Origin of the sequence: Streptomyces sp. NPDC093109, from assembly GCF_040701725.1 — a bacterium.
Taxonomy (GTDB): Bacteria; Actinomycetota; Actinomycetes; order Streptomycetales; family Streptomycetaceae; genus Streptomyces.
Window position 1 is genome coordinate 93,850 of record NZ_JBFBEZ010000024.1, and the last position, 21,528, is coordinate 115,377.

Annotated in this window: 17 protein-coding genes and 3 tRNA genes; 11 read left to right on the top strand and 9 right to left on the bottom strand. The window is 71.7% G+C overall.

Annotated features, from left to right (window positions below):
* Positions 1-63: 63 nt before the first annotated feature.
* The gene (locus AB0389_RS23080; protein ID WP_366397340.1) at positions 64-924 is read right to left on the bottom strand and encodes a helix-turn-helix transcriptional regulator; all 861 of its coding nucleotides are present in this window, start codon (positions 922-924) and stop codon (positions 64-66) included.
* 296 nt (positions 925-1,220) lie between these two features.
* Here AB0389_RS23080 and AB0389_RS23085 point away from each other — a divergent pair, with 296 nt between their 5' ends.
* From AB0389_RS23085 to AB0389_RS23095, 3 genes are all read left to right on the top strand, one after another.
* A complete protein-coding gene (locus AB0389_RS23085; protein ID WP_366397341.1) occupies positions 1,221-2,096 on the top strand; it encodes a glycosyltransferase in 876 nt (291 codons plus the stop codon).
* A 235-nt stretch (positions 2,097-2,331) separates the two neighbouring features.
* Positions 2,332-3,363 (top strand): medium chain dehydrogenase/reductase family protein, encoded by a 1,032-nt coding sequence (locus tag AB0389_RS23090; RefSeq protein ID WP_366397342.1) that lies wholly within the window; start codon positions 2,332-2,334, stop codon positions 3,361-3,363.
* 73 nt (positions 3,364-3,436) lie between these two features.
* Positions 3,437-4,093, top strand: a complete 657-nt coding sequence (locus tag AB0389_RS23095; RefSeq protein WP_366397343.1) for an ester cyclase — start codon at positions 3,437-3,439, stop codon at positions 4,091-4,093.
* On the opposite strand, the gene AB0389_RS23100 is transcribed toward AB0389_RS23095, so the two are convergent.
* The 4 genes from AB0389_RS23100 to purS form a co-directional block, all read right to left on the bottom strand.
* A complete protein-coding gene (locus AB0389_RS23100) occupies positions 4,080-4,913 on the bottom strand; it encodes a M23 family metallopeptidase (protein WP_366397344.1) in 834 nt (277 codons plus the stop codon). The genes AB0389_RS23095 and AB0389_RS23100 overlap by 14 nt on opposite strands.
* 1,291 nt (positions 4,914-6,204) lie before the next feature.
* The gene (purL, locus tag AB0389_RS23105) at positions 6,205-8,463 is read right to left on the bottom strand and encodes a phosphoribosylformylglycinamidine synthase subunit PurL (RefSeq protein ID WP_366397345.1); all 2,259 of its coding nucleotides are present in this window, start codon (positions 8,461-8,463) and stop codon (positions 6,205-6,207) included.
* A complete protein-coding gene (gene purQ / locus AB0389_RS23110) occupies positions 8,460-9,143 on the bottom strand; it encodes a phosphoribosylformylglycinamidine synthase subunit PurQ (protein WP_366397346.1) in 684 nt (227 codons plus the stop codon). Before purQ ends, purL begins: the two co-directional genes overlap by 4 nt.
* Complete coding sequence (gene purS / locus AB0389_RS23115; RefSeq protein WP_366397347.1) at positions 9,140-9,436, bottom strand: phosphoribosylformylglycinamidine synthase subunit PurS; 297 nt, start codon at positions 9,434-9,436, stop codon at positions 9,140-9,142. Before purS ends, purQ begins: the two co-directional genes overlap by 4 nt.
* Before the next feature lie 317 nt (positions 9,437-9,753).
* On the opposite strand from purS, the gene AB0389_RS23120 reads away from it, so the two are divergent.
* The 8 genes from AB0389_RS23120 to AB0389_RS23155 all read left to right on the top strand — a co-directional run bounded on the left by AB0389_RS23120 (position 9,754) and on the right by AB0389_RS23155 (position 14,579).
* Entirely contained in the window at positions 9,754-10,089 is a 336-nt protein-coding gene (locus AB0389_RS23120; protein ID WP_366397348.1) for an Lsr2 family protein, read from the top strand.
* Positions 10,090-10,206: 117 nt separating this feature from the next.
* Positions 10,207-10,278 (top strand) — tRNA-Gly (locus AB0389_RS23125).
* A 102-nt stretch (positions 10,279-10,380) separates the two neighbouring features.
* A tRNA-Gly gene (locus tag AB0389_RS23130) sits at positions 10,381-10,453 on the top strand.
* A gap of 160 nt (positions 10,454-10,613) precedes the next feature.
* Entirely contained in the window at positions 10,614-11,582 is a 969-nt protein-coding gene (locus AB0389_RS23135) for an ABC transporter ATP-binding protein (protein WP_366397349.1), read from the top strand.
* Positions 11,579-12,421, top strand: a complete 843-nt coding sequence (locus AB0389_RS23140) for an ABC transporter permease (RefSeq protein WP_366397350.1) — start codon at positions 11,579-11,581, stop codon at positions 12,419-12,421. Before AB0389_RS23135 ends, AB0389_RS23140 begins: the two co-directional genes overlap by 4 nt.
* A 44-nt stretch (positions 12,422-12,465) precedes the next feature.
* Positions 12,466-13,869: a histidine kinase gene (locus AB0389_RS23145; protein ID WP_366397351.1), complete on the top strand. Its 1,404-nt coding sequence runs from the start codon at positions 12,466-12,468 to the stop codon at positions 13,867-13,869.
* Positions 13,866-14,483 (top strand): response regulator transcription factor, encoded by a 618-nt coding sequence (locus AB0389_RS23150; RefSeq protein ID WP_366397352.1) that lies wholly within the window; start codon positions 13,866-13,868, stop codon positions 14,481-14,483. Before AB0389_RS23145 ends, AB0389_RS23150 begins: the two co-directional genes overlap by 4 nt.
* A gap of 23 nt (positions 14,484-14,506) precedes the next feature.
* Positions 14,507-14,579: transfer RNA gene (locus AB0389_RS23155), tRNA-Gly, on the top strand.
* 56 nt (positions 14,580-14,635) lie between these two features.
* Here the strand turns inward: AB0389_RS23155 and AB0389_RS23160 are convergent.
* From AB0389_RS23160 to purD, 4 genes are all read right to left on the bottom strand, one after another.
* Entirely contained in the window at positions 14,636-15,550 is a 915-nt protein-coding gene (locus tag AB0389_RS23160) for a phosphoribosylaminoimidazolesuccinocarboxamide synthase (RefSeq protein WP_366397353.1), read from the bottom strand.
* A 115-nt stretch (positions 15,551-15,665) separates the two neighbouring features.
* Positions 15,666-17,258 (bottom strand): N,N-dimethylformamidase beta subunit family domain-containing protein, encoded by a 1,593-nt coding sequence (locus tag AB0389_RS23165; RefSeq protein WP_366397354.1) that lies wholly within the window; start codon positions 17,256-17,258, stop codon positions 15,666-15,668.
* Positions 17,259-17,987: 729 nt separating this feature from the next.
* On the bottom strand, positions 17,988-19,802 hold the full coding sequence (locus AB0389_RS23170; RefSeq protein WP_366397380.1) for a hypothetical protein: 1,815 nt from the start codon (positions 19,800-19,802) through the stop codon (positions 17,988-17,990).
* Positions 19,803-20,201: 399 nt separating this feature from the next.
* Positions 20,202-21,515, bottom strand: coding sequence for a phosphoribosylamine--glycine ligase (purD, locus tag AB0389_RS23175; protein WP_366397355.1), 1,314 nt, complete (start codon positions 21,513-21,515; stop codon positions 20,202-20,204).
* Positions 21,516-21,528 lie beyond the last annotated feature (13 nt).

A 21,528-nucleotide genomic window follows, 5' to 3' on the forward strand; every position in this document is an offset into this window, starting at 1 on the left:
ACGACTTCTTTGCGGAACGCCCGCCCGCCTCCGCCCGCAGGGCGCGCCCCCGCCCGCCTCCGCTCACAGGGCGTCGCGGAAGTCCGCCAGGATCTCCTTCGTACGGCGCGCCGACTCCGCGTGGGCCACCATGCGGTCCATGGCCTCGGCGTGTGCCGCAACCTCCGCCGGCCGGTCGAGGTAGAGCGCGCCGGTCAGGTGCTCCACGTAGACCATGTCGGGGAGTTCGGGCACGGCGAAGCGGAAGAGGACGAAGGGGCCGTAGGTGCCGGGGTGGTGGCCGGCGGCGAACTCGGCTATCTGGAGCGTCACATGGGGCAGGTCGGCCGCGGTCAGCAGCCGGTCCAGTTGGGCCCGCATGACGGCCGGCGTACCGACGCGGCGGCGCAGAACCGTTTCGTCAAGGACCGCCCAGAAGTGAGGCGCGTCCGCCCCCGTCAGCAGCGACTGACGCGCCATCCGCAGCGCGACCAGGCGCTCGATCCGCTGCGGGTCGTGCGCGCCGATCTCGCCGTACGTGAGAATCGCGCGCGCGTAGTCCTCGGTCTGGAGCAGCCCCGGCACGAAGTGCGGCTCGTACCCCCGGATGGTCCTGGCCGCCTCCTCCAGGCTGACGTGGCCGCCGAACCACTCCGGCAGCACATCGTGGAACCGCTGCCACCAGCCCGGCTTGTTCGCCTCGTCGGCGAGCCGCAGGAAGACGGCCGCCTCGTCCTCGGGCAGACCGTACGCCCGGAGCAGCACCCCCACGTACGGGATCTTCAGGCCGACCTCGGCGGTCTCCATCCTCCGTACGGTCGCGGGCGCCACCCGGAGCAGCTTCGCGGCCTGGCCGCGGCTGAACCCGGCGCGCTCGCGCAGCGCCTGGAGCTGCCTGCTCAGGACCAGTTGGCCAATCGTCGCGGCAGGCCGCGGTTCACTCACACCTGCCCCCGAGCACCAGCATGTGCCGCAGTGTGTCACAGGGAACACGGAGCCGGACATAGCTCTCGGTCGCGGACCGATCACGGAATCGTGCGGGCTTGGCAAAGATCGTGAGGTACGGGCAGAGACCGTGACGTACGGGCAGCGACACCCGGGCCCAGATGAACCACGGACGTCACCCCGGACATCTTCCGATGACAGGAGGGCGACAACCGCCGGATAGCATCGATTTCCCGCTGAGGCACCGCTCTCCGCTCTGCCGACAGCGCCCTACTGATTGCTGGAGTGATCTGGACGTGTCCCGACCGCGTGTGGGTGTGGCCGTGCTGACCATGGGGAACCGGCCCGTGGAGCTGCGGGCCCTGCTGGATTCCGTGGCCAAGCAGCAGGAGGCCGCGACGCGTGTCGTGGTGGTCGGCAACGGCGCGCCGCTGCCCGAACTGCCCGAGGGCGTCATCGGCGTGGACCTCCCGGAGAACCTGGGCGTCTCCGGCGGGCGCAACGTCGCCATGGAGAAGCTCCGGGAGACCGGCGACGTGGACGTGCTCGTCGACCTCGACGACGACGGGCTGCTCATCGAGGCCGACGTGATCACCCGTATCGCCGACCTGTACGAGGCCGACCCCCGGCTCGGCATCGTCAGCTTCCGGATCGCGGACGAGACCGGGCTGACCCAGCGCCGGCACGTACCCCGGCTCCGCGTCGGCGACCCCATGCGGGGCGGCGAGGTGACCACCTTCCTCGGCGGCGGGCACGCGCTGTCCATGCGGATGCTGGCGGGCACCGGCGGCTGGCCCGACGCGTTCTTCTTCACACACGAGGAGACCGACCTCGCGTGGCGCGCGCTGGACGCCGACTGGCGGATCCTCTACACGCCGGAGCTGGTCCTCCAGCACCCGAGGACCTCACCCGCCCGGCACGCCGAGTACTACCGCATGACCGCCCGCAACCGGGTCTGGCTGGCCCGCCGCCACCTCCCGGCGCCGCTCGTTCCCGCGTACCTCGGTACGTGGATCCTGCTCACCCTGGCCCGTACGCGCTCGGCGAGCGGGCTCAAGGCGTGGTTCGGCGGGTTCTTCGAGGGCGTACGGAAGCCGTGCGGGCCGCGGCGGCCGATGCGGTGGCGGACGGTGTGGAGGATGACGAGGCTGGGCAGGCCGCCGGTCATCTGACCCGCTGCCGCCCTGCCACCTGCACGTGCCGCCTGCCGACCAACCGACCGCCTGACAGCGCCTGAGCCGGAGCCGGTGCCTACGTCGATATCGACGTGGGCACCGGCTTTTTCGATGTCCAGTTAGAGGCTCTAGCGAAACGTATTGACACTCACCCTGCCCGTACGTTAGAACTTATAACGAACACGAGGGCACGTAACGAAGCGGAACCAAGCGGAATCAAGCGGAGGTCGTCATGAACGCCGAGGGACTCGTCGAGGTCGTCCTGCCGGGCAAGGTCGAGCCGGAAGGGCTTCAGCTCCGGCACGGATCCGTCCCCACCCCGGGCCCCGGGCAGGTCGTGATCCGGATGGAGGCGACCGGCGTCTCCTTCGCCGAGCAGCAGATGCGCCGCGGCCGGTACTACGACCAGCCGGCGTTCCCCTTCGTGCCCGGTTACGACCTGGTCGGCCAGGTGGCGGCGGTCGGCACGGGCGTCGAGCCCGGACTGGCCGGCACCCGGGTGGCCGCGGTGGTCAAGGTCGGCGGCTGGGCCAGCCACGTGGTCGTCGACGCGGCGGACGCGGTGCCGGTGCCCGACGGGATCGGCGCGGCGGAGGCGGAGACCATGGTGGTCAACGGCATCACCGCCTGGCAGATGCTGCACCGCAAGGCCCGGATCCGCGCCGGACAGACGATCCTGGTGCACGGAGCCAACGGCGGCGTCGGCTCGGTCCTGGTCCAGCTCGCCCACCTCGCGGGCGTCAAGGTGATCGGCACGGCGTCCGCACGCCACCACGACGCCCTCCGCGCCCAGGGCGTCACCCCCATCGACTACCGCAACGACGACATCCCGGCCCGCGTCCGCGAACTCGCCCCCGACGGGGTGGACGCCGTCTTCGACCACGTCGGCGGCAAGAGCACCGCCGACTCCTGGCGCCTCCTCGCCCCCGGCGGCACGCTCGTCTCGTACGGCAGCGCGTCCACCAGGGACGACGAGGGTTCGAAGCAGCTGCCCGTGATGAAGATCCTCGGCCAGGTGTGGCTGTGGAACACGCTGCCCAACGGCCGGCGGGCCTACTTCTACAACTTCTGGGCCGGCCGCGGCCTGGCCAAGAACGGCTTCCGGGCCCGGCTGCGCGCCGACCTGACCGAGGTCTTCGGCGCCGTCCAGCGCGGTGAGATCACCGCCAGGATCGCCGCCCAACTGCCGCTCAGCCGCGTGGTCGAGGCCATGAAGCTGGCCGAGTCCGGCACGGCCGCCGGAAAGATCGTGCTCAACCCGTAAAGAGCACCCCTCCTCCTGCCCTTCCCCTCTGCCCTTTCTCTCTCCCCACTCCCACGAAACGCGAGGATCCACCATGACCGACAACAAGACCGCCATCGCCGCCGCCACTGCCGCCACCGCCACGGCCACCACCCGCCGCCGCCGGGCACGGCTGCTGATCCCCGCCGCGCTCGCCGTCCTGGCGCTGACGGCCACGGCCACCGTCACGGCCAACGCCGCGAGCAACGCCGCGAGCAGCTCGTCGAAGACCACGCACGTGGCCACGGCCCAGCAGATGGCCGGCGCGCAGGAACACCGAGGCGGCGCGAAGCAGCTGAAGCCGAAGGCGATGCTCGACTCGTGGCTCCGGCTCTGGAACGGCGACTACACCCAGGCCCAGCGCATCGTCTCCCCCGACTTCCGGATCCACGCCGCGATGATGGACGGCAGCGACAGCGGTGCCATCCGGGGACCCGAAGGCGTGGTGGGCTGGATAGCCCAGACCCGCGCGGCCTTCCCCGACATGCGGTTCAGCATGGAGGTGCGCCCGCTGATCGACGGCGCGTACGCGTCCGTACGGTGGACGGTGACCGGCACCTACGCGGGCGGCTTCCCGGGCGCGAAGGCGGAGCCCGGGACCGTGGTGACCTTCACCGGCACCGACACACTGCGCATGAAGAACGGCAAGTTCGTGGAGTACTGGGTCAACAGCGACACGCTGGACCTGCTCACCCAGCTCAAGGTTGGCTGAGCGGCGGGCCTCCGGCCCGGAAGACCTCGCCGTTCGCCGGAACGCCGATGCCACGCCAGCTGAAGGGGATCCCGGCCGCAACGTCCAGGTCGGGATCGTCCATCAGCTGGAAGTGGAGATGGGGTTCGGAGGAGTTGCCGGAGTTCCCGCAGCGGGCCAGAAGCTGCCCCTCCCGCACCCGGTCCCCCGCCCGCACCTGGAGAGAGCCGCGCTGGAGATGGGCGTACATCGCGTACGTACCGTCACCGAGATCGAGGACGACATGGTTGCCGACGATGAGACCGGCCCCTCCCATCTCGCGCACGGCGCTCTCCAGGAGCAGCAGATAGGCAACGGCGGGAAGGGAGTTACGGCTGAGATGGTCACGCCGGTGGTCGGCCGCGCGAACGACGGTCGCGTCGGCCACCGCGTACAGCGGCTCCCCGAAGGCGGGAAAGTCCTCACTGCGCCGGGCGACCGGCCAGAACCGGGCGAAGGCCGGACGGGCGCCGGGGGCCGGCTCGGCGATGATGTCGATGGCGTACGTCTGGCCGTAACCGTGCGTACCGTGGCTGGGCACCTTGTCCGCCGGGCTGTTGAGCACCGACCACCGCCCGGCAACCGGCACGGCCACCTCGACGGCCGGAACCGGATTCGCCCGCAGAGCCCGACTCCGGCGGCTCACACCGCTCTGACCGAGGCCCAGGGCGAGCAGAACGGCCAGGGGCGCGAGAACCACCCACCAGGCGAGGGGCAACCCGGCCAGCCGGCCCACGATCAGCCCGGCGTAAACCACCCAGGTCACCCGGAGAGCCACCATCATCACCTTGCGCACGGACATCGTCGCCGCCTTCCCCCGCTCCGACCTTACGTAGGTACGGAATTCCCCTTCAAGGAGTGGGGGTGGGAGCGGGAGTGCGAGGGTGCGGGTCAGAGCGGTGTTGAGTGGGGTGTGTGGGTGGCGCGGGTTGTGGGGGAAAGGGGCCGCCCCTCCTGCTGTGAGTGTCGCGCCTCCAGGACAGGTGTAAAGGGCGCTCCTGCGTCGCGTCGGCTGCGCCGATTACGCTTCGCTCACCCTTGACACCTGTCCCGGAGTCGCAAGTGCGGGTGTGGGAGGGGCGGCCGGGGGGTGAGGGGTTGCCCGGGGGGTCTGCTGGACTGCCGGTCGGTTCAGGGTCCGGCGGGCGGGTGGGCCCTGCGGGGCTGCGCGGCAGAGGAGAGGGGCGGTCCGACACCGGCTCAGCGGCCAACGGTCCGCTGCTGGTTGCGACACATGCCCCGCCGGTCACCGTGGAGTGGGAGCAGAGGCTGCTGGGACGTGTGTGGCGGTAAGTGGGCTCCCGGAGGCGGTCTTCGCGTCCAGAAGGGCGTCTAACGCACCTCAGGACACATGTGCCGCCCGGAGAGACCCCCAACCACCTTCTAAACCATCCCATATGGGACAGATCGGTGGGGGTGTGGGAGCTTGATCCCAACAACTGCGACGCTGTAGCCATCTGACGGGCCGGAGGCGGCTCTAACGTCGCACTCCCCGCCCCCGGACACCGCCCGGAGACCCCGGACCGGCCCGAAGACCCCGGCCGGACAGTAAACCCCGCCCGCCTTCCGGGCACCACGACGCAACGGTGAACAGCGGGGCATGAGTCTCAGCCAGCAACGGACGGCCGGCCGCTGAGCCGGGGCCGAGTCCCCCCATACAACTGCCGCGCAGCCCCGCAGGGCCCACCCGCCCGCCGGACCCTGAACCGAGCGGCAAAACAGCAGGCCCCTCGGGCAACCCCTCACCCCCCGGCCGCCCCTCCCGCACCTGCACTTGCGACTCCGGGACAGGTGTCAAGGGCGGAACGCAGCGCAGTCGGCGCAGCCGACGCGACGCAGGAGCGCCCTTTACACCTGTTCCGGAGTCGCGACACTCACAGCAGGAGGGGCGGCCCCTTTCCCAACAACCTCCGCCACCCACCCACACCACTCAACACCGCCCTGACCCGCACGCACCCCACAACGGCGACAACCAACAACGCCCCCCAACACAACGCAAAAGCGCGGGCCCCCGAACCTCCGGGGACCCGCGCCCTCACACCCGCGTGGTCACATCCACACCCGCGCGTTCACACCCACACCCGCTACACCCGCTACGCCAGCAGCGCCGGGATCGTTCCCTCGTGGGCTTCCTTCAGTTCGGTCAGCGGGATCGAGAACTCGCCCTGCACCTCGACCTCGTCGCCGTCCACCACGCCAACCCGCGTCGCCGGCAGTCCGCGTGCGCCGCACATGTCCGTGAAGCGGAGCTCCTCGCTGCGCGGTACGGAGACGATCGCGCGGCCCGCCGACTCGCTCAGCAGGAAGGTGAACGCGTCGAGCCCGTCCGGGACGACCAGGCGGGCGCCGTGTCCGCCGCGCAGGCAGGACTCCGTCACCGCCTGGATCAGACCGCCGTCGCTCAGGTCGTGCGCCGCGTCGATCATGCCGTCGCGGGAGGCCGAGATCAGGATCTCGCCGAGCAGCTTCTCCCGGTCGAGGTCCACGGCCGGCGGCAGCCCGCCGAGGTGGTCGTGGACGACCTGCGACCAGGCCGAGCCGCCGAACTCCTCGCGCGTGTCGCCCAGCAGGTAGAGGAGCTGGCCCTCTTCCGCGAAGGCGATCGGCGTACGACGGGTGACGTCGTCGATCACGCCAAGCACGGCCACGACCGGCGTCGGGTGGATCGCCGTCTCGCCCGTCTGGTTGTACAGGGAGACGTTGCCGCCGGTGACCGGGGTGCCCAACTGGAGGCAGCCGTCGGCCAGTCCGCGCGTCGCCTCGGCGAACTGCCACATGACCGCAGGGTCTTCGGGCGAGCCGAAGTTCAGGCAGTTCGAGATGGCGAGCGGCGTGGCGCCGGAGGCGGCGACATTACGGTAGGACTCGGCCAGCGCGAGCTGCGCGCCCGTGTACGGGTCGAGCTTGGCGAACCGGCCGTTGCCGTCCGTCGCCATGGCCACGCCGAGGTTGGTGTTCTCGTCGATGCGGACCATGCCCGCGTCCTCGGGCTGCGCGAGCACCGTGTTGCCCTGTACGAACCGGTCGTACTGGTCGGTGATCCACGCCTTCGACGCCTGGTTCGGCGACGAGACCAGCGCCAGCACCTGCTCACGCAGCTCGGCCGCCGTCGCCGGGCGCGGCAGCTTGCCCGCGTCGTCCGCCTGGAGCGCGTCCTGCCACTCCGGGCGGGCGTAGGGCCGCTCGTACACCGGGCCGTCGTGCGCCACCGAACGCGGCGGTACGTCCACGATCTGCTCGCCGTGCCAGAAGATCTCCAGCCGCTCGCCCTCGGTCACCTCACCGATGACGGTGGCGATGACGTCCCACTTCTCGCAGATCTCCATGAAGCGCTCGACGTGCTGCGGCTCGACGACCGCGCACATGCGTTCCTGCGACTCGCTCATGAGGATTTCCTCGGGCGAGAGGGTCGCGTCCCGCAGCGGTACGGTCTCCAGCTCGACCCGCATGCCGCCAGAACCGGCGGACGCCAGCTCGCTCGTCGCGCAGGAGAGGCCCGCGCCACCGAGGTCCTGGATGCCCGCGACAAGCTTCTCGGCGAAGATCTCCAGGGTGCACTCGATGAGGAGCTTCTCCTGGAACGGGTCACCGACCTGGACGGCGGGCCGCTTGGCCGGGCCCGTCGACTCGAAGGTCTCGCTCGCCAGCACGGAGACGCCGCCGATGCCGTCGCCGCCCGTGCGGGCGCCGTACAGGATCACCTTGTTGCCGGGGCCCGACGCCTGCGCGAGGTGGATGTCCTCGTGCCGCATGACGCCGATACAGCCGGCGTTGACCAGCGGGTTGCCCTGGTAGCAGGGGTCGAAGACGACCTCGCCGCCGATGTTCGGCAGGCCCAGGCAGTTGCCGTAGCCGCCGACGCCCGCGACGACGCCCGGCAGGACGCGCTTGGTGTCGGGGTGGTCGGCCGCGCCGAAGCGCAGCGGGTCCACGACTGCGACCGGGCGGGCGCCCATCGCGAGGATGTCGCGGACGATGCCGCCGACGCCGGTGGCCGCGCCCTGGTAGGGCTCGATGTACGAGGGGTGGTTGTGCGACTCGACCTTGAAGGTGACCGCGTACCCCTGGCCGACGTCCACGACGCCCGCGTTCTCGCCGATGCCGACGAGCATGGCGTCGTTGGCCGGGACCTTCTCGCCGAACTGCTTCAGATGCACCTTGCTGCTCTTGTACGAGCAGTGCTCGGACCACATGACCGAGTACATCGCCAGCTCGGCGCCGGTGGGACGGCGGCCCAGGATCTCGCGGATCCGCGCGTACTCGTCCTCCTTGAGGCCGAGTTCCTTCCAGGGCTGGTCGGTGTCCGGGGTACCGGCCGCGTGCTTGACCGTGTCGAGGTTCTTGATGGTCATGAGGCGCTTACCAGCTTCTTCAGGATCGAGGTGAAGAATCCGAGGCCGTCGGTACGGCCCGTACCGATCAGCGGCTCCACGGCGTGTTCGGGGTGCGGCATCAGGCCGACGACATTGCCGGCCGCGTTGGTGACACCGGCGATGTCGCGCAGCGAGCCGTTGGGGTTGCCGTCCAGATAACGGAAGGCGACCCGGCCCTCGGCCTCCAGCTCGTCGAGCGTGCGCTCGTCGGCCACGTACCGGCCGTCGATGTTCTTGAGGGGGACGGAGATTTCCTGGCCCGCCGAGTAATCGGCCGTCCAGGCGGTGTCCGCCGTCTCCACCCGGAGTTTCTGATCGCGGCAGACGAAGTGCAGATGGTTGTTCCGCAGCATCGCGCCGGGCAGGAGATGCGACTCGGTGAGGATCTGGAAACCGTTGCAGATGCCGAGGACCGGCAGACCGGCCTTCGCCTGCTCGATGATCGTTTCCATCACCGGCGAGAAGCGCGAGATGGCGCCGGCCCGCAGATAATCCCCATAACTGAAACCACCGGCCAGGACCACCGCGTCGACCTGCTTGAGGTCCTTGTCGCGGTGCCACAGCGATACAGGCTCGGCGCCGGCGATGCGAACCGCCCGCAGACTGTCCTGATCATCGAGTGTGCCGGGGAAGGTGACGACTCCGATACGAGAGGTCACTTCGACTCCTCGGCCTGGAACTCCTCGGCCTTGGACTCCTCGGTCTTCGACTCCTCGACCTTGATCACGAAGTCTTCGATCACGGTGTTGGCGAGAAAAGTTTCGGCCATCTCATGGATACGGGCGAGAGCGGCCTCGTCGACCGGCTCCGCCACCTCCAGCTCGAAGCGCTTTCCCTGACGGACGTCGGCGATGCCCTCGAAGCCCAGGCGAGGCAGCGCGCGCTGCACGGCCTGGCCCTGCGGGTCGAGGATCTCCGGCTTGAGCATGACGTCGACTACGACGCGTGCCACTGGCACTCCCGGTGGTGTGGTGCGGCTGGTTCTCGCTGCTGCGATCGGGGAATCCCCCAGACCCCCCGAGGTACCTCAGCGTACCCGCCCGGAAAATCTACGCGAGTAGATATCTTCCGGCGCACACCAGGGAAAATCCAGGAAAAAATTCGCGCACCCCATTGCCGCGTGACACGCTGGCGCAATTGACTGGGCTTCACAATATGCGGTCCACCGCTGTACAAAGGAATACAGCGGAAAACAGTATTGCCCCATAACAGCCGGAAGGCCGGTATCCCGCACGCCGCCAGTGCGGTACCAGGAAAGGACCGACATCCGTGGCGCAGCGCGTAGTGGTCACGCTCTCCGACGACATCGAGGGCGGAGAGGCGTCGGAAACGGTCATCTTCGGCCTGGACGGGAAGTCGTACGAGATCGACCTCAATCCCTCCAACGCGAAGAAACTGCGCAAGGCCCTGGCGCCCTTCATGGCGGCCGGCCGTAAGCAGACAAATGCCAGCAAGAACGGCAAAACCCGCATCACCTACCGGCACACCGCCCTCGCCCCCGACGCGGCGGCGGTCCGCGCCTGGGCCCAGGCGCACAAGCTGGAGGTGCCGGCCAGGGGGCGGATTCCCAAGAGGGTCTACGAGGCGTTCCACGCGGCGAGTTGAGCGGCGCGGAGCCCCGGGGGGTGCCACACGCACCGAGTTGCCAAGCACCCCCCTGGATCCGCTAGAGTTTGGATCACGCCGAGGGGCTAGGCCGAAAAGCCGGAACCCCGGCAGCGTGCGGGTGTAGTTCAGTAGTAGAACGCCCCCTTTCCAAGGGGGAGGCGCAGTGTGCAATTCCTGTCACCCGCTCTACATCGCTCTTCCTCCGATCGTCTTGATGGTCGATCGCCGTGGTCATTCCGGCCCGGTGGATCAGGTAGAGTGGTGGCCGCACCGGTCGCCCGGTGCAATGCGGACGTAGCTCAGTTGGTAGAGCGCAACCTTGCCAAGGTTGAGGTCGCCAGTTCGAACCTGGTCGTCCGCTCAGTGTGAGAAGCCCCCGGTCTTTGCGACCGGGGGCTTCTTCGTGTGCGCCTCCCTGCCCCTGGCCCCGCCCCATCTCCGTCGCCGTCGATGACATTTGTCATCGGGAGCCGTGACAGCCCGCACTGCCCGGCGGCCCCGACCGGCGGGAAGCTGAGGGCATGACGGAATCAACGGGCGGAACGGCACCAACGGGCGGACACGTCCTCGACGTCGCTGACCTGCGACGTACCTACGCGGGTGGCTATACGGCGGTCGACGGCATCTCCTTCTCCGTGGCGCGCGGCGAGCTGTTCGCGCTCCTCGGCACGAACGGCGCGGGCAAAACCTCCACCATGGAGCTGCTGGAGGGCCTCGCCCGGCCCGACGGCGGCACGGTGCGGGTGCTGGGCCACGACCCGTACACCGAGCGGGCCGCCGTACGGCCCCGGGTCGGCGTGATGCTCCAGGAGGGCGGCTTCCCGTCCGACCTGACGGTCGCCGAGACGGTACGGATGTGCGCGGGGTGCACCAGCGGCGCCCGGCCGACCGACGAGGCGCTGGCCCTGGTCGGGCTCGCCAAGCGGGCCGACGTACGGGTCAAGCAGCTCTCCGGCGGCGAGCGGCGGCGCCTCGACCTGGCGCTCGCGCTCCTCGGCCGGCCCGAGGTGCTCTTCCTCGACGAGCCGTCGACCGGGCTGGACGCCGAAGGGCGGCGCGACACCTGGGAGTTGGTGCGCGAACTACGGAACGAGGGGACCACGGTGCTGCTGACCACGCACTATCTGGAGGAGGCCGAGTCGCTGGCCGACCGGCTCGCGATCATGCACCAGGGCCGGATCGTGGTCACGGGGACCCCGGCCGAGGTGACGGCGGCACGGCCGGGACGCATCCGCTTCACCCTGCCCGAGGAGGTCCCCGCCGGCCGGCTGCCGCTGTCGCTGGAGGCGGCGGCTGACGGCCGGCGCGTCGAGATCCGGACCCGGCGGATCCAGCACGACCTGGGTGAACTCCTGCGCTGGGCCGAGGAGTCGAACGTACGGCTGGAGGCGCTGGACGCGCGGGCGGCCACGCTCGAAGAGGCGTTCCTGGACATCGCGGCGCAGGGCGAAGAGACGGTCCGCGACCAGAAGACGGTAGGTGCCCGATGAGTACGACGCCGACACACACCACCAGGACAACCGGCGGTACCACCGGCGGGACAACCGGCGGTACCACCGGCGGGACCACCACCCCGGTCGGACGCCTCAAGGCGCTCGGGCGGGCCGAGTACACGCTGCTCATCAGGAACAGGACCGCGCTCTTCGCCGCGCTGGTCGTGCCCGTCGCGATGATCGCCGCCATCAAGGCGTCGATCCAGCAGGTCGACCTCGCCGGCACCGGGCTCAGCGGCATCGAGGTGGCGATGGTCGGCAGCATCGGCATGGTGCTGGTCATGGCCGTCTACGCCAACCTCACCGCCGCGTACACCTCCCGGCGCGAGGACCTCGTCCTCAAGCGGCTCCGTACGGTCGAGGCCGCCGACCACGAGATCCTCGCCGGCACCGCGCTGCCGGCGGTCGGGCTCGCCTTCGTACAGTCCGTGGTCATGATCGCGGGCGGGGTCGTGCTCCTCGACGTCCGCGCGCCCCGGCAGCCGCTGCTGCTGCTCGTCGGGCTGCTGGCCGGGCTGGTCCTGCTCGCCACGCTGGCGGCGGCGACCTCGGCGGTCACCCGTACCGTGGAGAGCGCGCAGCTCACCACCATGCCGCTGTTCCTGCTCTCGGTGATGGGCTCGGGCCTCTTCGTCCCGCTGGACGTCTTCCCCGACAACCTCGCCAGGGTCTGCGAGCTGCTGCCGATGACCGGGGTGATGACCCTGATCAGGGCGGGCTGGCTGGGCGGGATCGACAGCGGCGACGTACTGCGCGGGGGCCTGACGGCCCTGGTCTGGATCGGGCTCTCCCTGTTTGCTGTACGGAAGTGGTTCCGCTGGGAGCCTCGGCGGTAGCCGTTCCCCGTACCCGGACGCAAACGGCCCACGAGAGGAGTGAGATGTCCGGACTGACGGACTGGTGGCGGCGCAGGAGCCGGCTGGCCATGGCCAAGGTGCCGAAGACCAACACGGCGAAGGTCCATGTCTACACCCGCTGGACGTTCTCCGCCCTGGGCGGCGCCGAGGTCGGTATGAACATCGGCACCCTGCTGCCCCTCGACCCGCGGTCGGTGAAGGCGGCGCTGTTCCTGATGGTCGTCGTCCACGCCTGGCTCTGCGTACAGCTGTCGAACCGGGCGCTGGACTGGCGGCTCGGCCGGGCCGAGCGGCCCGTACGGATGCTGCTGACCGTGGCCGGCTACTCCGCCGCCGGGCTCGCCACCCTGCTGGCGCTGCGCGGGACCCTCGTACGTGACGAGGACTTCGGTGTGCTGCTGATGGCCGTCTCCGGCTTCGGTCTGGGCTCCGTCGCGCTGGGGCTGCGCACCTCGCGGCACGGGGTGCGCGCCGTGCTCGGCACCGCCGGCGGGACGGTGGCCGTGGCCCTGCTGGCCGGGAAGGGCTGGGGTGTGGCCCTGCTCTGCGCCGCCGGGGTCACCGCCATGGGCTCCCTGTTCACCTGCGCGTATCTCTTCTCGGCCTGGCTGGTCTCCGTCGTCTGGCAGCTCGACGCGGCGCGCGAGACACAGACCCGGCTCGCGGTCGCCGAGGAGCGGCTGCGCTTCGGCCGCGACATGCACGACGTCATGGGCCGCAACCTCGCGGTGATCGCGCTGAAGAGCGAGCTGGCGGTCCAGCTCGCCGAGCGCGGCAGGCCGGAGGCGATCGCGCAGATGACCGAGGTGCAGCGGATCGCCCGCGAGTCCCAGCGGGAGGTACGGGACGTCGTACGCGGCTACCGCGAGGCGAACCTGCACACGGAGCTGGACGGCGCCAGGAGCGTGCTGGCGGCGGCCGACATCGACTGCCGGATCGAGGAGGAGGAGACCGGCGCCGCGCTCCCCGCCGAGGTGCAGTCGGCCCTGGGCTGGGTGGTGCGCGAGGCGACGACGAACGTGCTGCGGCACGGGGACGCGCGGCGGTGCACCGTACGGCTGTCGGTCCTGGGGCACGCGCCGGAGGGCGGTGCCGAGGCGGTACTGACCGTGGAGAACGACGGCGTGCCGGACCCCGCAGAAGGAGAGTCGGCCCGCCACGGCTCCGGTCTCGCCGGGCTGCGGGAGCGGCTGGCGGCGCTGGACGGGACGCTGGAGGCGGGGGCCGTGGCGGACGGCTGCTTCCGGCTGACGGTACGGGTGCCGCTGCCGGTACGGGTGCCGCTGCCGGGGCCGGTCGCCTCGTCGGCCCCGGGGCCGGCGTCCGGGTCCGCGTCCGGGTCCGGGGCCGCGCCTCTTCTGTCCCCCTCCGTCTCCCCTTCCATCTCCCCCTCCGTATCCGCGCTCCACGACGAGATGACGCCATGACCACACCACCCGTTCGGGTCCTGCTCGCCGACGACGAGCATCTGATCCGGGGCGCGCTCGCCGCGCTGCTCGCGCTCGAAGACGATCTGCTCGTCGTCGCAGAGGCGGCCTCAGGACCCGAGGCCCTCGCGATGGCCCTGGCGCATCGGCCGGACGTAGCCGTACTCGATCTCCAGATGCCGGGCGCCGATGGTGTGAAAGTCGCCACATCGCTCCGTAACGAACTGCCCGGCTGCCGGACGATGATCGTGACGAGCCACGGCCGGCCAGGCCATCTGAAGCGGGCGCTGGCGGCGGGCGTGCGGGGCTTCGTGCCCAAGACGGTCTCCGCGCGGCGGCTCGCGGAGATCATCCGTACCGTGCACGCCGGAAGCCGTTTCATCGACCCCGAGTTGGCGGCCGACGCGATCTCCGCCGGGGACTCGCCGCTCACCGCGCGCGAGGCCGAGGTGCTGGAGCTGGCGGCGGACGGCGCGCCGATCGCGGAGATCGCGGAGCGCGCGTCGCTGTCGCAGGGGACCGTACGGAACTACCTGTCGTCCGCCGCCGCCAAGCTGGGGGCCGAGAACCGGCATACGGCGGTGCGTCTCGCGCAGCGGCGGGGTTGGGTATAGTTGGCCTCGCGCCACGGCGCAGCGCGGACGTAGCTCAGTTGGTAGAGCGCAACCTTGCCAAGGTTGAGGTCGCCAGTTCGAACCTGGTCGTCCGCTCAGAGCAAGAAGCCCCCGGTCGGAAGACCGGGGGCTTCTTCGTCGTGCGATGTGCGTTACCGCCAGGTGGTGCCGGTGAGGAGTTCGTACGCCTCCACGTACTTCGCGCGCGTCGCGTCCACGATCTCCTGCGGCAGCGCGGGCGGCGGCTGCTCGCTGCGGCGGTCCCAGCCGGAGGCAGGGGAGGTCAGCCAGTCGCGTACGAACTGCTTGTCGTACGACGGCTGCGCGTGGCCGGGCTCCCAGGTGGCGGCGGGCCAGAAGCGCGAGGAGTCGGGCGTCAGCACCTCGTCGGCGATCACCAGCCGGTCGGTGCCGTCCGCATCGCGGTCGAAGCCGAACTCGAACTTCGTGTCGGCGAGGATGATCCCGCGCTCGCGGGCGATGTCGCGGGCCCTGGCGTACACGTCGAGGGTCGTCCGGCGCAGCAGTGCTGCCTCCTCCGCGCCGACCTGGCGGGCCACTTCCTCGTACGACACGTTCTCGTCGTGCTCGCCGACGGCCGCCTTGGTGGCGGGGGTGAAGATCGGTCCTGGCAGCTCGGAGCCGTCCGTGAGGCCCTCGGGGAGCGCGAGCCCGCAGACGGTGCGGGACTTCTCGTACTCCACGAGCCCCGAGCCCGTGAGGTAGCCGCGGGCGACGCACTCGACCGGGACCATCCGGAGCGAGCGGCAGACGAGCGTACGGCCCGCCCAGTCGGCGGGGGCGCCGGCGGGGACTTCGGTGGAGATGACGTGGTTCGGTACGAGGTCGGTGAGCTGGTCGAACCACCAGAGCGAGAGCTGGGTGAGGACCCGGCCCTTGTCGGGGATTTCGCTGGGCAGCACCCAGTCGTACGCGGACATGCGGTCGCTGGCGACCATCACGAGGTCGCCCGCCTCGTCGCGGTACAGATCGCGCACCTTGCCGGTGTGGATGTGCACCAGACCCGGCACCTGAAGGGGCTCGGGCTTTTCTACGAATCCGGACACGGTTCCTCCCCGTGGTTCTGTCCGATCTGAGAGATCGCGTTGATTCTCCCGTATGCCGGAAGTACCGGTCGCCAGGGGGCGCCAGTGGGGGCCGGTGCTGGCCGGTGCTGGCCGGTCAGTCGCGTTTGCAGATCCGGTCGAGGAGGTTGGCGGTGGCGCGCTGGATCCGGGCGTCCACATGGCCGGGGCGGTCCAGCGCCGGGGACCAGGCGAAGGTGCCGGACGCGAAGACGAGCGCGCCGGAGGGGGCGCGGTAGAGGGAGGTCTCCTGGTGGCGCCGTACGCCCTCGCCGTCGCGGTACGGGGAGTGGGCGAGGAGGATGCGGTCCTGGTGCTCGGGCAGCGCCGTACGCGGGAAGTAACGGTCCGCCTCCCCGGCGACCAGCCCCTCGATCTCGTCGCCCTCGGCGGCGCCGGTGGCCTCCCAGAGCCAGTGGCCGACGTTCCGTACGACCATCGGGCGGGGCTCGGGGACGCGGCCCGCGTACTGGATGCCGAGGAGATGCTGCTCGGGCCGGTCGACCTCGCGCCAGAGGGCGGGGCGGCTGCTGCTGCCGTACGTACCGCTGCGGGCGCGGGGTGCCCGGGGCGCGCCGCGGGGTGCCCGGGGCGGGGGGCGGCGCTTGCGGCAGGTGAGGAGCCGGTCGGGGACGCCGGAGGCCGAGGGGCCCAACTCCACTTGCCAGTACATGGTGTTGGCGGAGAGGAAGACGAGGGAGGTGCCGTGGTCGCGCGCCTGCTCGACCGTACGGCGCATGGGAACGGACCAGTACTCGTCGTGGCCGGGGAAGATCAGGCCCCGGTAGCGGGTGGGGTCGACGCGGCCGGCGTGCAGATCGCGGGCGTCGGCGTAGGCGAGGTCGTAGCCGTACCGCTCGGCCCAGCGGATGAAGTCGTAGGCGTGGCCGACGTGGAGGGGCAGCCCCGCGCCCGCGTAGGGGCGATCGAAGGAGACGGTCGACGCGGCGTCCTGCTCGCCGAGGAGCCGGCCCTCGTCGTCCCAGGCGTGGTAGAGGCTGGCGCCGGTGTGGCCGTCCTCGGGGTAGAGGTTGTACGCCTGCCAGGTGATGTCGGGGAGCAGGAGGAGCAGATCGGCGGGGCGGCTGTCGCGGATGGTGAAGGGGACGTGGGAGCGGTAGCCGTCGGCGGTGGTGAGGACGGCGACATGGGCGCCGAGCGCCCAGTGCTCGGGGATCTGGAGCCGCCAGGACTGCCACCAGTTGTGGCACGAGACCGTACGGTCGGCGGTGAGCGGCGGGGGCTGCACGATGCCGGAGATCCGGGGGCCGGTGCTGATCTTGCGTGCGCCCTCGCCGCCGTAGTGGCCGATCCGGTAGATGTCGACGGAGAACTGCTGGGGCGGGTCGACGGTGATGTGGAAGTCGATGGCCTCGCCGGGGGCGGCGGCGCCTGTGGAGGAGAAGCCCTTGATCTGCCGGCGCACGTCGTCGGCGTTACGGAGACCACCGCCGGTGCCGCTGACGCTGCTGATGCCGGTGCTGATGCCGGTGCCGGTGACGCCGTGACCGGTACCGCCGTGACCGGTGCCAAGGTGGTAGGGGTCGGCGTACCAGGGCACGAGATGGCCGGTGTCGTCGAAGTAGTTCTCGTTGCCGCGCAGCCAGGGCAGCGGCCCCTGCCCGAAGGGATCGCTCACCGCGTGGGCGAGTGCGCCCGACTCCCACCGCCGGATCTGGTCCGCCCCCATGTGCGCCCCTCCTCCGAGCCCCCGCGCCCTCGGGTGGCACGGCCATTGATGCAACGGTCGATTCACGCGCCGACGCGCCGCTGATACGACCGTTTGGCCGCCCGCCGACGCGCCCTGATCCCGGCGCCGAACTCCAGCACATCACACAACGCGCGCGATCGGTCACCGTTCGTCGCGAATTGAAGTAAACGGAAGACACGCGATCCGGATGCCGGGCGTCATACCGGGCGGCGGGGACTGGCGAGGAGGCGCGGGAGGAGGGGTGGGGTGTGGCGGGACTCACACGGCGGGGCGGTCCTGGCGGGGGCCGGGCGGGGCACGGCCGGACGGTCCCCACCGGGACGGCCTGCCCGCCCAACTCGGCGGCGGGGGCCGGGCGGGGGTGGCCGGGCGGGGCCCGGCGGGGGCACCTCGCGGCGGCCCGGCGGCGGGCTGCTCCCTGCCACCTGGCTGTTCCCGGGCCGCCCCGGTTGGCCGGGGTGCGGCCAGGTACGGATGGCCGGTGGCCGGGTTTGCTGCCGGTACGGGCGGCGGGACGCGGCCCGGGGCACCTCGCCGGACCCGGCGCGCTGGTCGGCGTCCGGCCGGCGTCCGGCCGGCGTCCGGCCGAGGTGTGGCTCGGGAGCACGGCCGGAGTGCGGTTGGTGCAGGCGAACGAGCTGCCCTGGCGAGGCAGCCGGGCCCGACAGGAGCCGACCGAGGGCCGAGGCCGCGGGCGACCGGGGGTGGTCAGACCAGGCGTACGGGCTTCTCCGGGCGGACGCCCAGCGTGGTGAGCCAGGCGCGGAGCGGTTCGGCGTCGCCGTCCTCGACCAGGCTGAGGACCCGGCCGCTCAGCTCGGCGCGGCGTTCGCCGTCGACCAGGAGCGCGGGGCCGTCGAGCCAGTCGAGGCCGGGCGCGGCGCCCGCCGTGTCCACGGCGGAGCAGCAGACCATGGCCGTGACGTGGTCCGCGAGCAGCTCGCGGCCGGTGCGGGGCGGCTGGAGCGGGAAGAGAGGCAGCGGGTCGCCGCCCCAGAGCGCGCGGGCGTCGCCCGTCGCCTCCGCCGGGGGCTGCGGGGCCGCCGCCGCCTCGCGGGCCAGCTCGGCGCTGATCCCGGCGGCCAGCGCGTCACCGATCTCGCCGATCTCACCGGCGCCACCACCACCGCCACCCCCACCACTGCCGGCGCCGGTGCCGTCGACGCCACCGCCGGGTCCGGCGAGGTGGTCCAGGACACGGGCCAGGTTCGGCCCGGGGTCGGGACCGGGGTCGGGGTCGGGGTGCCCGTTAGGGTCGGCGGCGGCGCCGGGGCCCGCTCCTCGTCGTACCCCCATGCCGTCCAGGACGCGGTGCAGCCGGGCCGCTTCCGTACGCCACTTGCGGTCCACGACCTCCTCCGGATACTGCTGCCAGTCCACCGGGGACCAGTCGGGGCCCGCGTCGGCCGGACCGCCGTGGAAAAGCCGGGCGGCCAGCAGGGAGGCCGCCTCGTCGACCGCTCCGGGCTCTTCGAGCAGATCGCAGGCGGGGCGCTCGCCGAGCCGGGTGGCGAAGCCCTCGGCGAGGCGGTCGCGGCGGGACAGCTCGGTGAGGGCGGAGACCACCCCGGCGTCCAGCCGGGCGGGCCAGCGCCCCATCCGCCAGGCGGGCAGCGCGACCCGCGTGAGCAGCCGGTCCCAGCCCGCGAACGCCAGGCCCACCTGCTCCTGCGCGACGATCCGCAGGCCGTAGTCCACCGTCTGCGCGCGCTCGGACGCGGCCGCCGCCACCCCGCGCTCCATCAGCGCGGCGTGCTCACCGCACGCGCGCAGTATGACGCGGGCCACCCGGCCGATCACGCCGAGCGCGGCGGCCCGTATCCACCGCTGCCCGGGGCGGGCCGCGACGGCGACCGCCGCGTCGAGCCCGCGGACAAAGCGGCGGGCCGCGGCTATGTCCGGGTGCGCGGCGGCCCCCGTACCGGCCACGACCGGGGCGAGCACGGCGCGCAGTTCCGCGACGCGCATCCACCACAGAAAGGGCGACCCGATCACGAGGACGGGCGCGGTCGCGGCGGCGCCGGGCCCCGGCATCCGGCGGCCCGAGCCCAGGGGCCGGCCACGTCGCCCAATGCCCTGGCTCTGGCCCTGGCTCTGACTCTGCCCATCGTCCTGGGCGTGCGCCGGGTGGGTGCGGTCCTCCAGCCAGCTGTCGCAGTCCGGCGTCAGGGCTATCGCGGAGGGCGCGGGCACATCGAGCCGGTCCGCGAGGTCGCGCACCAGCCGGTAGAGATCCGGCGCGGACTTCTCCACCACAGGAACGGTCGGGCTGAGGGCGGGCTTGGCGCGGGTCACCACGGCGGCCACGGCAGCCGCCAGCAGCAGCACGACCACCGCGAGGGCCGTCACCCCCCAGCGCGCCGCGTCCCAGCCCGCGCCCCGGAGATGGCCGGTGACGCCCCCGGCCAGGAGCACGACGGCGACAGCGGCGGGCAGCAGGGCCACGGCCAGCGCCCTGCTCCGTACGCGCAGCACGGCGAGAGCCCGGACGCGGGCGCCCCGGGCCCCCAGCCCGTCGCCCATGCCGGGACCGGGGCCCGTGCCCGAGCCGGAATCCGGGCCGACGCCCGAGCCGAAACCGGTGCTGGAGCTGGAACCCATACTGGAACCCGTACTGGAACCAGAGCTGGAACCGGACATGTGGACCTCACCCCCTCCGCCGTGCGGCTGTGTTGCTCACTCCCCCACTGTGGCACCCACCACTGACATCGCAATGCCGGTGGGCCAAGTGCCGGAACGCTTGCGCCGCACCCTAGTTGGGCCCCGGAGACCCGTCATCCGGATGGCCCAACCGTCACTCGATGGAATGGCTCTGGTCAAAGCTGCTGACGCGGCGGGCCCGGATGGTCCACCCGGAACCGGACATGGCACTGGGCCGGGCGATCAACGCCCGGCCCAGTGCCATGCAGTGCGCATGTGCCGTCAGACCCCGGCGGCCTCCGCCGCTTCCGCCGCCGCCAGGGCGATGTCCGTACGGTGCTGGGAGCCGGCCAGCCGGATGCGGCCGAGCGCGGTGTAGGCGCGTTCGCGGGCCTGCGTGAGGTCCTCGCCGGTCGCCGTCACGGACAGCACGCGCCCGCCCGCGCTCAGGACCGTACCGCCGCCGTCAGCACCATCGTCAGCGCCACCGCCTTCGGCGGCGCCGTCCAGGCGGGTGCCGGCGTGCAGGACGTACGCGTCGGGTCCATCCTGTGCGGCGACCTCGTCGAGACCCTCGATCGGGTCGCCGGTACGCGGGGTGTCCGGGTAGTTGTACGAGGCGATGACGACCGTGACCGCGGCGTCGTCGCGCCAGGTCAGCGGCGGCAGCGCGGCGAGGTCGCCCTCGGCGGCGGCCAGCAGGACGCCGGCCAGCGGGGTCTTCAGCCGGGCCAGGACGACCTGGGTCTCGGGGTCGCCGAAGCGCGCGTTGAACTCGATGACCCGTACGCCCCGGCTCGTGATCGCGAGGCCCGCGTACAGCAGCCCGGAGAAGGGCGTGCCGCGGCGCCGGAGTTCGTCGACGGTCGGCTGGAGGACGGTCTCCATGACCTCGTCGACCAGCTTGGGGTCCGCCCAGGGCAGCGGGGAGTACGCGCCCATGCCGCCGGTGTTGGGGCCCTCGTCGTTGTCGAGCGCGCGCTTGAAGTCCTGCGCGGGCTGGAGCGGGAGGACGGTCTCGCCGTCGGTGATGGCGAAGAGGGAGACCTCGGGGCCGTCGAGGAACTCCTCGATGACGACACGGCCGCCGCAGGCGAGGGCGTGCGCGCGGGCGGCGGCGAGGTCGGGGGTCACGACGACGCCCTTGCCGGCGGCGAGCCCGTCGTCCTTGACGACGTAGGGCGGGCCGAAGGCGTCGAGCGCGTCGTCGATCTGCTCGGGCGTGGTGCAGACGTAACTGCGGGCCGTCGGGACGTTCGCCCCGGCCATCACGTCCTTCGCGAACGCCTTGGAGCCCTCCAGCTCGGCCGCCTCACGGGACGGGCCGAAGCAGGGGATGCCCACGTCCCGTACGGCGTCGGCGACCCCGGCCACCAGCGGCGCCTCGGGTCCGACGATGACGAGGCCGGCTTCCAGCTCGGTGGCGAGCCGGGCCACGGCCGCGCCGTCCAGCGCGTCCACCGGGTGCAGCTCGGCCACCTCGGCGATCCCGGCGTTGCCGGGGGCGCAGTGCAGAGCGGTGACCTGGGGGTCGAGGGACAGAGAGCGGCACAGGGCGTGTTCGCGGGCGCCGCCGCCGATGACAAGGACCTTCACGGGAGGCAGCCTA